The organism is Pseudomonas sp. LH1G9 (assembly GCF_002949975.1).
Classification (GTDB): domain Bacteria; phylum Pseudomonadota; class Gammaproteobacteria; order Pseudomonadales; family Pseudomonadaceae; genus Aquipseudomonas; species Aquipseudomonas veronii.
Map to the genome: position 1 here is coordinate 4,694,048 of NZ_CP026880.1, position 10,850 is coordinate 4,704,897.

Genomic DNA, 10,850 nt, shown 5'->3' on the forward strand with positions numbered 1-10,850 from the left:
CCTTTTGACCGTCAGTTCGTCAGAAACCATGACAGGGCCATCCCCGCCACGGACGACAGTGTGAGCAGGTAGGGAACGACTATCCATAGTTTGAGACTTCTTGGAATACGTTTCACATCCTCAACGAGCACGAGGTATCGCCATTGAAAAATCCTCGGCATAAGGATGACGAGGGCAATCGCGAAGAGACGTTTCAACTTCCCACCCAGCGGACCGACGCCAAACCTATATTTGAACGTTACTACGAATGTGCTGAACTTTAGATAATCTTCGGCCTCTTCAAGTCTTGTATAAATGACATAAAAATTTAATGGAAAACTCAGCAGCATCAACACACCAGACACTATACCGATGGACTCTGGCGTCATTGCCCACTCCCTGAAACTTTGTAAAGGAGGGAGCCTATTTGCTCACCGGTGTGGCTACCTAAAGCGCCCACGGCTAAGCCGCCAACGGCCCCGCCAACTATGGCGCAGCCTAGCGCACTCGCTCCCGCAGTAGGTACGGCAAAGACCGCTGCACATACAGCAACTCCGAACCCCATGCCTGCGTACCCTCCGTAAGCGGCGCCACCGACGCCTAACACCAGCTTCCCTCCCTCCACAAACTTCGCCCGCGTACATTCCCGCTCCCGCCCGATGGAGCACGCCTCCGTTATCTCCAGCGCAGTCACTCCGACATCCAGCGCGATACCAATATAAGTGCCTTTCTTCAACATCTGCGAAGCCTTGGCGATACGCTTGACGGTCTCTTCATATTTGCGAATTTCCCCGTGATGCCAATAGCTTTTAGTGGAAATGCCCAACATTTTTTTGATCGAACCTTCATTCTTCAAGCCCGTGCCAAGACGTGCCATACCAGAAAGTTGAATCTCCAGTTTTGCAAACAGCGCTCTGCGCTTAACCAGAAACTCATCCCTTGCCCCCATGGTGCCCTTCCTCAGGTACTGCTTATGTAAATCGTCGATTTCCATGAGGGTCTTCTCGATTGCCGCAAGGTGCTTACTCCAGGCACTGCTGGCAGCCCCGATGCCAATCGAGGTATGGGCCATGATGGTCTGTAACAGATCGTAATTCTTAATCAAAGACTGATCAGCGGCAGAGTGCGCCATCAAGTCATGTTTCACGTTTCGTGCGGAGAGCATCAGCCGTGCTTCTTCAGCCGTGCAAGAGGCTGTTCGGCTGTCCCCGATGATTACCAGTTGCCCAGGTAATACCACGGTGTTGCGGATATGTTGGTTAAGGGTGTCGAACTTCGTTTGCGCATGAGGACTGAGTGACAGGCTTAGTTTGAGCAGTGGATAAAGCTGCGGTCGATCATTGATAAAAACGTAGGGTCCCTGCATCGCGTCCACCTCCAAGTGACTATGACCGCCGACTATAAGAAGGCGCCGCAGGAGGTATAAGGGGAATCAGGGGCGGATTTGCTGTTTCAGAAATGAACTACGCAAGACCAGGAGCACACTTACAGCTCCGCCATCAAAAGGCGCCCCTCTAGAGGCGCCCTTTCTTACGACTGCGCCGAATCAACCTTTCACGGTCTTCGGCGCCTTGCCTTCCTTCATCTGCTGCAACAACGGCGCGCACTGATTGGGCACGTCGCCGCTCGGCGCGACCAGTGCCAGCAACCCGGCAGCCGGGCCGGCGATCACGCCCAGCGCGACCATGCCGGCGCCACGCAGTGCCAGGGGGATGGCTTTCACGCCGGCATTCGGCTTGATGAACGGACCGTTCACATACAGCGGTGAGCGCAGCGAGAACAGGCGGAAGCCTTTCGACTCCGGGGTGATGGTCAGGTCGAGCTGCTCCGAGGCCATATTCGCCGTGCCATCGATATAGACGATGGCGTTCTCGGTATCGAACACAAACAAGCGCGTGGTCGCGAGCCCGGTCTTGATGCCGAAGTCGGCCGCCGCGCAGTTGATCTTCACTTCCTTGTCGCCAAACAGGCGCCCGACGACGTAGTTGCCTACGTTGAGCCCGACGATTTCCATCAGGCCCCGGCTGATGGCGCCGTCGTTGATCAGCATCTTCAGGTCACCGTTGGCCGAGCCCAGCAACGCCGCCACCGAGTTGCCGCGCCCGGCAATATCAGCATCACCGTTGAGTTCGCCAAAGCTGGTTTTCATCGGCTCGAAGGTCGGGAACAACTGTTTGAGCTTGAAGTTGCGCGCGGTCAATTTGGCGCGGCCTTCCATCGGCGTGATGCGCCCGTTCAGGCGGATCTGTGCATCGAGCTTGCCGCCGGCCACGCCGAACCGCAGGGGTTGCAGGCTAAGTTCGCCATCCGTCAGCACCAAGTGCGTATAGAGGTCGGTGAAGGGCAAGTCGGTGCTGTGGACGATGCGTTTGCCGGTGAATTCCACGTCGGCATCCATGTCACGCCAGCGCTCGGTGCGGAACGCTTCCACCGGCAGCACTTTGGTCGCCGGTTGCTTGCTCATCCCGCCACGGGCTTTTTGCTTGGCGTTGGAGTCGGCACCGATCAAGGGCGCAAGGTCAGCCATCAGCAGTTGGTTGGACACCAGCGTGCCGCTGAGTTTGGGCCGCGGCTGGCTGGCGACGTAGGCCAGGTTGCCGTGGATGTCGCTGTCGCCGATCTTGCCGTTGAAGTTGTCGTAGCGGAACGTCGCGCCGCTGGCTTGATGCAGTTGCGCGATCAGGCGCCCATCGGTGGAATAGGCCGGCGAGTCCGGCAGGGTGACGCCGGTCAGCGGGTACAGGTTGCCCAGGCTGGCGCCGGTGAGTTTCAGGCGCAGGTCCAGGGCACCGAGGTTGAGCGGGTCGGTCAGGGTGCCGGCCACGGCGATGCGGGTGTCGGCGACGTTCACCTGGGCTTGCAGCGGAAACGGCTTGGCCGCGTCCTGCAAGGCGAGCAGGCCGCCGATCTTGCCGCTGCCGTCGAGTGTCTGCCCGTGGTAGCGACCTTTGACCTTGAGGCCGAACGCATAGTCCTGGGGGGCCGCGCCTTTTTCCAAGAGCTTTTTGGCATCCGCATCGCCGACGATTTCGCTAAACGGAATGGGTTTGCCCAGCGGGTCGATGATCACGTCCAGTTGGGTTTTGAGGGTCTGGTCGTCGAGGGTCACGTGGCCCTTGTCGAAGCCGATGGCACCGATGTCCACCACCCAGGCGGAGGGTTCGGCGTTAGGGTCCTTGGGATCGAATGTGAACACCCAGTTGGCGCGCCCATCGGCCAGGCGCTGCAACTCGGCGCTCGGTTCGACGAGGTCGATACGCGGGATCACCACGCGTTGCACCAGCAAGGCCAATGGCGAGATACGCAGCTCCACACGCTTGAGCGTGACCATCTGCGGGGTTTTCGACCAGTCGGGGTTGCCCAGGCTCAGGTCTTCGGCAATGACATGGGGCCAGGGCACCCAGGCGCGCCAGCCGCCCTCGTCCAGTTCACGGCGCCACACCACCGCCAGGTTGCCATTGATGGCGAACGGGCGATGCAGTTCTTCGGAAACCTTGGCATTGAGCGGCGGTTTGATGCGGTTCCAGTCGAAGAACAGCAAAAACAACACCACCACGGCGATTGATAGAACGATGCTGGCGCAGCACCAAGCGACGATTTTACGAGTGCGCGTCATTGCACAGAGCTCCTGAATACGACTGGCTGAGTCACAGCCCTTGAGACAGCTTATACAGCTAGGACTGGCAAACCCTCCCGGGGTTTAACCCAATCAACGTTTTGCCGGAAAAAACCCATTTTTCTGACCACTTCGACAGATTTATCCCACGCCAGCGCACCATTGTTACCCCGGCACGTGTCGAAAATACCCAGCACGGTGCAAAACCGCGGGCTTGAGAGGCTCGACTTAGAGCCTCCCATGGGAACAATCAATTCCGTTGATTATTACCATTGGGTTTATGAACTTTTATATCGACTTATCGAGAGTAGCATTAGCCACGTACCCACTTAATCGCCCTCCCAAGGAGCAACCGATCATGAAACGCCAAGTACTCGCTACCGTGCTGCTGTCCGTCCTGGCATCCAGTGCCTTTGCCCTGCCGGCCGCTGAACAAGCGATCCCACAAGTCAAAGCCGATGCCGTTCAATTCAGCCAAACCCTCGCCCGTAGCGGGTCGCAAGAACAAGAGAACCGTGACTACGCCAAAGGCGCCGTTGCTGAAAATGGTTCGGAACAAGCCAACAAACGCGCTTACACCGAAGGCGTGACCGAAAACGGCCACAACCGCCTGGAAGAAAAAGGCCTGGTTGAAGGTGGTGCTGAACACGCCAACAAACGTGCCTATACAGAAGGTGTTGCTGAAGGCGGTGCCGACCGTCTGCAAGACCTGCATCAAGCTCAGAGCTAAGCCTGTGGTGGCCCGGAAAAAAGCCCGATCCCTGGATCGGGCTTTTGACTTTCTGCACAACGTGTCACGCATCCACGCCGCAATGCCCTGCCAAGTTCGACGTCTATGAAGCGGTTTTGCTAGAGTGCGTCGCTGTACTTGCCGACAAAGCCCGCCCGCCATGCTGCCCCGTGCCGAACAGAAGCAACAGACCCGCCTCGCCCTGATGGACGCTGCCCGCCATCTGATGGAGTGTGGCCGCGGGTTCGGCAGCCTGAGCTTGCGGGAGGTGGCCAAGACAGCCGGGATCGTGCCCACCGGGTTCTATCGTCACTTTGCCGACATGGACCAACTGGGCCTGGTGCTGGTCAGCGAAGTCGGCCAGACCTTCCGTGCCACGATCCGCCTGGTGCGCCACAACGAATTCATGATGGGCGGCATTATCGATGCGTCCGTGCGGATCTTCCTCGATGTGGTCGCGGCCAATCGCTCGCAATTCCTGTTCCTGGCCCGCGAACAGTACGGTGGCTGCCTGGCTGTGCGCCAAGCCATCGGCGCCCTGCGCGAAGACATCACCAGTGACCTGGCCGCCGACCTGACCCTGATGCCCAAGCTCCAGCACCTGGACGCCGACGGCCTGCACGTGATGGCCGACCTGATCGTCAAAAGTGTGTTCGCCACCCTGCCCGACATCATCGACCCGCCCGCCCACGCGCTGCCCGCCCACCTCACGCCCCAGGCGAAAATCACCCAGCAGTTGCGCTTCATCTTCATTGGCCTCAAGCACTGGCAGGGCCTCGGCAGCACCGAGTAAGCCGTCAACCCGCCGTGTGGAAACGCTTGGCGCCGGTGTAGTTCTTGTTCCAGTAGTTGTTGCTCAGCGAATCGATCCGCACATTCTTGCCGGCCCGCGGCGAATGAATGAATTTCCCTTCGCCGATATACAGCCCCACATGGCTGACCTGACCGCGCCCATTGCCTTTGAAAAACACCGCGTCCCCCGGTTTGAGCTCGTTGCGCTTGACGGTCGCAGCCGTTGAACGGTGCATCGCCGCCGTCGTGCGCGGGATGTGAATGTTGGCTTCGGTCTTGAACAGATAGACCAGGAAACTACTGCAATCAAACCCTTGCTCGGCCGAGGTGCCCCCCCATTTGTACGGGGTGCCCAGCAGGGCATGGGCGCGGTCGACCACATTCGCCACCGAAGACGTTGGAACACCAGGCAGCGAAGAGCCGAATGTCGATTGGGGTTTCAGGTTGGCCGAGGCCGATGAGATGACACAGGAAAGACTGAAAAGGATTAAAAAGAAAAGTGACTTGAACATTGATGAATCGCCGTGGTGTTAAGACGGCGCAAATCCTAAAGAAACAGCGCGTAACTTTTTGAACGCGGAATCCGGATACTGCGTAGGAGAAATCTGAAAAAACACCAGTGCGAATTAGATGAGAGAAATTTCACGCAAAACCGCACACCACATCCACACACAACGCCCCCATCCAGTGCTACACCTCCAGACGCGCACCAATTTGAAGCATAAAGGCGGTGACTGACGCCCTATTCGGTGGCATCGCTGCGCTCGCCTTCAGGGAATTCCTACTCCTGCGCGGGATTGGCAAGCCCCTTGCTCTAACTCTCTTATCGCTCATAGCTGGAAGCCTTCTGATGCTGGTGATCCACCGCCGAATCGCCCCGCAAGCCCTCTGGGCCGCCGAGTTGCTGCTGAACTTCGAAGCACGCAGCAAAAGCCGCCTGCGCTGTTTCAGTGCCGACGGCGAAGACGTCGGCCTGTTCCTGGAGCGTGGCCAGCCGCCGCTGCACGATGGCGAGTTCCTACAGGCTGAAGACGGACGTGTAGTACGCGTCTGCGCGCGCCCTGAACAACTGCTGCACGTCACCTGCCGCAATGCATTTGAACTGACCCGCGCCGCGTATCATCTGGGCAATCGCCACGTGGCCTTGCAAGTAGGCGACGGCTGGCTGCGCCTGCTGGATGATTACGTGCTCAAGGCCATGCTTGAACAGCTGGGCGCGCGGACCGAAACCCTCGAAGCGCCATTCCAGCCGGAACACGGGGCCTACGGCGGCGGCCACCACCATTCACGCCATGGCGATGAAGATTTCAACTACCCGCCGAAGCTGCATCAGTTCGGCGTGCGTTTATGAACCCAGCCTGGGCGCTGCTGCGTCTGGCCAGTCCGCAATTGCCGATTGGCGGCTACAGCTATTCCCAGGGCCTGGAAATGGCCGTGGAGAATGGCCGCGTCAAAGACGCGGCCGGCGCCCGCCGCTGGATCAGCGACCAGTTGCTGCTCAACCTCGCCCGCTTCGAAGCGCCGCTGTTGCTCGCGCATTGCCGCGCCGCCGTGGCCGGCGATTGGTCGCAGCTGGCGCAACTGTGCGAGGAACACCGCGCCAGTCGCGAGACCCGCGAGCTGTATCAGGAGAGCCGGCAGATGGGGTACTCCCTGCAGCAACTGCTCAACGGCCTGCCGGAACTGGACGACGCGGCCCGTGGCTTTCTCGCACAACACGCCGAGCCGCATCTGGCGCTGGGCTGGGCCCTGGCCGCACGCGCCTGGCGCATCAGCCCCGACGACGCCCTCGCCGCCTGGCTGTGGAGCTGGCTGGAAAACCAGCTGGCCGTGCTGATGAAAACCCTGCCGCTCGGCCAGCAGGCCGCCCAACGCCTGACCAGTGAACTGCTGCCCCTGCTGCAACACGCCCAGCAGGACGCCAGCCACATCGACCCCAACCATTTCGGCAGCGCCGCGTTCGGCCTGTCCCTGGCGTGCATGGCCCACGAGCGCCAGTACAGCCGCCTGTTCCGTTCCTAGGAGAAGCACATGAACACACAACCTCTGCGTGTCGGCATCGGCGGCCCGGTGGGCTCCGGCAAGACCGCCCTGACCCTGGCCCTGTGCCTGGCCTTGCGTGATCGCTACAACCTGGCGGTGGTCACCAACGACATCTATACCCGCGAAGATGCCGACTTCCTGGTGCGCAACCAGGCCCTGGCGCCCGAGCGCATCATCGGTGTGGAAACCGGCGGCTGCCCGCACACGGCGATCCGTGAAGACGCCTCGATCAACCTGGAAGCGGTGGACCAACTCAACCGGCGCTTTCCCGGCCTGGACCTGATCCTGGTGGAGTCGGGCGGCGATAACCTGTCGGCGACGTTCAGCCCGGAACTGTCGGACCTGACCATCTATGTGATCGATGTGTCCGCCGGCGATAAACTGCCGCGCAAGGGCGGCCCCGGCATCTGCAAATCCGACCTGCTGGTGATCAACAAGATCGACCTGGCGCCCTTGGTCGGCGCCTCGCTGGAACTGATGAACAGCGACACCCAACGCATGCGCAACGGTAAACCCTTTGTGTTCAGCAACCAGAAAACCGGCGTCGGCCTGGATGAGATCGTCGCCTTCATCGAACGCCAGGGCCTGCTGACTGCGGCCTGATCACCCCATAAGGAACCTGTCCATGCGCCTGAAAAAAATCTTCGCTGCCGCCGCCCTGCTGCTCGCACCCGCCTTGGCCTTCGCCCACCCGGGTCACGGCGACAACGGCCTGGTGGCGGGTATCAGCCATCCATTGGGCGGTCTCGACCATTTGCTGGCCATGCTGGCGGTCGGCTTGTGGGCCGCCCAGCAAAAAGGCGCGGCGCGTTGGGCGCTGCCCTGCACCTTCGTGGCCACCCTGTTGCTCGGCGGCCTGTTGGGCTTTGAAGGCCTGGCGTTGCCGGCGCTGGAAAGCGGGATTGCCGCGTCGGTGCTGGCCCTGGGCCTGGCGGTGGCGCTGGCGGTGCGCCCGCCGTTGTTCATGGCGCTGGGGGCGACGGCCTTGTTCGCGCTGTTCCACGGCGTGGCCCATGGCTTGGAGCTGCCGGACATGTCCAGCCCTTGGGCGTATGCCGCCGGATTTGTCGGCGCCACCGCTGTGTTGCACGCCGCCGGTTATGCCGTGGTGCGCTGGCTGCCGACTGCGGCGGCGCCGTTGGTGCGGGTTGCCGGGGCGGCTTCGGCGGCGACCGGGGTTTGGTTGCTGGCTGGCTGATTTGCGGCGCGATTAAGCGCCTCATCGGGGGCAAGTCGAATCGTCGCACCGCCCCTCCCACATTCGCTTGCATTCCAAAGTTGGAACTCGGTCGAATGTGGGAGGGGGCTTGCCCCCGATAGCGGTGGCGCAGACACCACCGTTCCCAAGCCTGCTACCATGCGCGCCTACACCTCTGCCGTGACGACGCCAGCCGATGCCCATCGCTCCAAGCTCCGCCCTTCAGCCTTCCTTGAATGCCGTGCTCACGCACTTCCATGACCTGATCGTGCCGCTCTGGCAGGGCCCGGGCTGGAACGCCGAGCTGGCGCTGCCCTACGAGGCGCTGGACGCCGACCACCGGCCGTTGCCGCCGCAACGCTACCGCGCCATGGCCTGTGCCCGGCAGTTGTACCTGTTCGCCAGCCTGATCGGCGAACCCGGCGCAGCCTTTGCCGAAGAACGCGCCGCCGTGTTGTTCCGCTCGCTGCAACGGCATTTCCACGACGCCGAGCACGGCGGCTGGTTCTACAGCATCGACCCCGCCGGCCAGCCGCTGGACAAGCGCAAGGATCTGTACACCCACGCGTTCATCATTTTCGCCTGCGCCCATTACTGGGCCAAGGTGCGCGAACCGCTGGTGGAGTCGGTGTTGAATGCGGCGCTGGAAGTGGTCGCCCAACGTTTCGCCAGCGGCGATGGCCTGTACGAGGCGGTGCTGGAGCGTAATTGGTCGTCCCTCAAGTCCGGCCCATTGCAAAACCCGCTGATGCACCTGGCGGAAGGCTTCCTCGCCACCCTGGCGGTGCGTGAAGACGCCGCGGTGCAAACCGCATTGCTGGCCTTGGCGACGGCCATGCACCAGCGTTTCATCGAGCGCCAGCACGGCGTGATGATGGAAAAACCGCTGGGCGCTGTGGATAACTGGTTTGAGCCGGGGCACCAGTTCGAGTGGTTCTTCTTGCTTGAGTCTTCCGACGTGCTGCGCGGCACGCCGCTGCATGCTTCGCTGACGCAGGCCTTTGCCTATGCCGAGCAAACGGGTGTGGATAACCGGACCGGCGCGGTCAGCGGCATGCTCGCCCTGGACGGCAGCGTGCGCGACGGCACCCAACGCATCTGGGCCCAGGCGGAATACCTGCGCGCACTGACCTTGCGGCCGGGCAGCGAAGCCGTGCTGCAGCGCCAGTTGCTCGCGTTGCAGCAGCACTTCCTGCATGCCAAGGGCTGGAATGAATGCCTGGATGCCCAGGGCAGCGTGAGCCGACGGGATATGCCGTCGACCACGCCGTATCACCTGGCGACCTGTTATCAGGGGTTGGTCAAGGTTCTCGGCTGACCTTCAGGGACTCATCGGGGGCAAGCCCCCTCCCACCTTTGAAGGTGGTTCACAGATCTTGATGTGTGAACCCAATTCAGTGTGGGAGGGGGCTTGCCCCCGATGCAGGCAACTCGGTCTAACCCCTTACTTGGCCCCACGCTCAATCGCAAACCCGGCCCAGCTCTGGCTCACCGGCATCAGCTCAAGGCGGTTGATGTTGACGTGCGCCGGGGTGTTCAGCACCCAGAAGATGGTGTCGGCGATGTCCTGCGGCTGGATCGGCTCGGCGCCGGCGTAGGTGGCGTCGTAACGCGCCTGGTCGCCGCCGAAACGCACCAGGGAGAACTCGCTTTCACACAGCCCTGGCTCGATGTTGGTCACACGCACGCCAGTGCCTTGCAGGTCGCAGCGCAGGTTCAGCGAGAATTGCTTCACGAACGCTTTGGAGCCGCCATACACGTGGCTCCCCGGGTACGGGTAGCTGCCGGCGATGGAGCCCAGGTTGATGATCCCGGCACCGCGGCCATAGGCGATCAGGCGCGGCAACAGCAGGTGGGTGGTGGTCAGCAGGCCCTTGATGTTGGTGTCGACCATGGTTTCCCAGTCGTCGAGGTTGCACTTGGGCGCGGGATCGGTGCCCACGGCCAGGCCGGCGTTGTTGATCAGTCCGCGCAGCTTGGCGAACGCGGGCGGCAGGCCGGCAATCGCCGCTTCCATGCCTTGGCGGTCACGCACGTCCACCACCAGGCCGTGTACTTCGGTCTGCTTGGAAAGCTCTTCGACCAGCGCGTTCAGACGCTCGGCACGACGACCGGTGAGCACCAGTTTCCAGCCAGCTTCGGCAAACCGACGGGCGCAGGCTTCGCCAAAACCTGAAGTTGCGCCAGTAATAAACAGCGTGTTGGACATGGTGTTCTCCTTGCAGACATCGGGAAAAATTAGCCAGCAGAATGCCCTTACGCCGTCGTCGCGGCAACCGCTACGCACATCACGCCATGCGCGCCTGATCAGTTTTCAACCAAACCACGCAAAGCCTTACACACCGTGGCCTGCAGCCATATGCGCGCAGGTTATCCACAATTGCGCCCACAGTCTTTGGGGGCAAATGCAAAAAGCCCAGAGCCGCTGTGTACAAGGCTTTCAGGCGGTTTTGCAAAGTTTTTTGCTTGACCTGGACGAGGCTGTATGTAGG

At 61.2% G+C, this 10,850-nt stretch carries 12 protein-coding genes; 7 read left to right on the plus strand and 5 right to left on the minus strand.

All coding sequences use genetic code 11. The features are described 5' to 3' along the window. Positions 1–11: 11 nt before the first annotated feature. The 3 genes from C5F70_RS21790 to C5F70_RS21800 form a co-directional block, all read right to left on the minus strand. The gene (locus tag C5F70_RS21790) at positions 12–368 is read right to left on the minus strand and encodes a hypothetical protein (RefSeq protein WP_102618689.1); all 357 of its coding nucleotides are present in this window, start codon (positions 366–368) and stop codon (positions 12–14) included. Beyond that, positions 365–1,345 (minus strand): hypothetical protein, encoded by a 981-nt coding sequence (locus tag C5F70_RS21795; protein ID WP_104904038.1) that lies wholly within the window; start codon positions 1,343–1,345, stop codon positions 365–367. The genes C5F70_RS21790 and C5F70_RS21795 overlap by 4 nt, the downstream gene beginning before the upstream one ends. A gap of 180 nt (positions 1,346–1,525) precedes the next feature. Next, on the minus strand, positions 1,526–3,595 hold the full coding sequence (locus C5F70_RS21800; protein WP_104904039.1) for an AsmA family protein: 2,070 nt from the start codon (positions 3,593–3,595) through the stop codon (positions 1,526–1,528). 358 nt (positions 3,596–3,953) lie between these two features. Between C5F70_RS21800 and C5F70_RS21805 the strand changes: the two genes are divergently transcribed. Beyond that, complete coding sequence (locus C5F70_RS21805) at positions 3,954–4,325, plus strand: hypothetical protein (RefSeq protein WP_017849714.1); 372 nt, start codon at positions 3,954–3,956, stop codon at positions 4,323–4,325. A 160-nt stretch (positions 4,326–4,485) separates the two neighbouring features. After that, complete coding sequence (locus tag C5F70_RS21810) at positions 4,486–5,118, plus strand: TetR family transcriptional regulator (protein WP_046384878.1); 633 nt, start codon at positions 4,486–4,488, stop codon at positions 5,116–5,118. Positions 5,119–5,122: 4 nt separating this feature from the next. Here C5F70_RS21810 and C5F70_RS21815 read toward each other — a convergent pair whose 3' ends face one another. Next, positions 5,123–5,629, minus strand: coding sequence for a C40 family peptidase (locus C5F70_RS21815; protein ID WP_026140377.1), 507 nt, complete (start codon positions 5,627–5,629; stop codon positions 5,123–5,125). A 338-nt stretch (positions 5,630–5,967) separates the two neighbouring features. On the opposite strand from C5F70_RS21815, the gene ureE reads away from it, so the two are divergent. The 5 genes from ureE (at position 5,968) to C5F70_RS21840 (ending at position 9,676) form a co-directional block, all read left to right on the plus strand. Then, a complete protein-coding gene (ureE, locus tag C5F70_RS21820) occupies positions 5,968–6,468 on the plus strand; it encodes an urease accessory protein UreE (protein ID WP_017849717.1) in 501 nt (166 codons plus the stop codon). After that, positions 6,465–7,139 (plus strand): urease accessory protein UreF, encoded by a 675-nt coding sequence (locus C5F70_RS21825; RefSeq protein WP_104904040.1) that lies wholly within the window; start codon positions 6,465–6,467, stop codon positions 7,137–7,139. The genes ureE and C5F70_RS21825 overlap by 4 nt, the downstream gene beginning before the upstream one ends. A gap of 9 nt (positions 7,140–7,148) precedes the next feature. Continuing rightward, on the plus strand, positions 7,149–7,763 hold the full coding sequence (ureG, locus tag C5F70_RS21830; RefSeq protein WP_017849719.1) for an urease accessory protein UreG: 615 nt from the start codon (positions 7,149–7,151) through the stop codon (positions 7,761–7,763). Between the two features lie 22 nt (positions 7,764–7,785). Next, positions 7,786–8,358, plus strand: coding sequence for a HupE/UreJ family protein (locus tag C5F70_RS21835; protein WP_104904041.1), 573 nt, complete (start codon positions 7,786–7,788; stop codon positions 8,356–8,358). Between the two features lie 196 nt (positions 8,359–8,554). After that, the gene (locus tag C5F70_RS21840; RefSeq protein WP_104904042.1) at positions 8,555–9,676 is read left to right on the plus strand and encodes an AGE family epimerase/isomerase; all 1,122 of its coding nucleotides are present in this window, start codon (positions 8,555–8,557) and stop codon (positions 9,674–9,676) included. 126 nt (positions 9,677–9,802) lie between these two features. Here the strand turns inward: C5F70_RS21840 and C5F70_RS21845 are convergent, their stop codons facing one another. Further along, positions 9,803–10,567 carry an SDR family oxidoreductase gene (locus tag C5F70_RS21845; RefSeq protein ID WP_017849722.1) on the minus strand — a complete coding sequence of 255 codons (765 nt, stop codon included), beginning with the start codon at positions 10,565–10,567 and terminating at the stop codon, positions 9,803–9,805. Between the last annotated feature and the right edge of the window lie 283 nt (positions 10,568–10,850).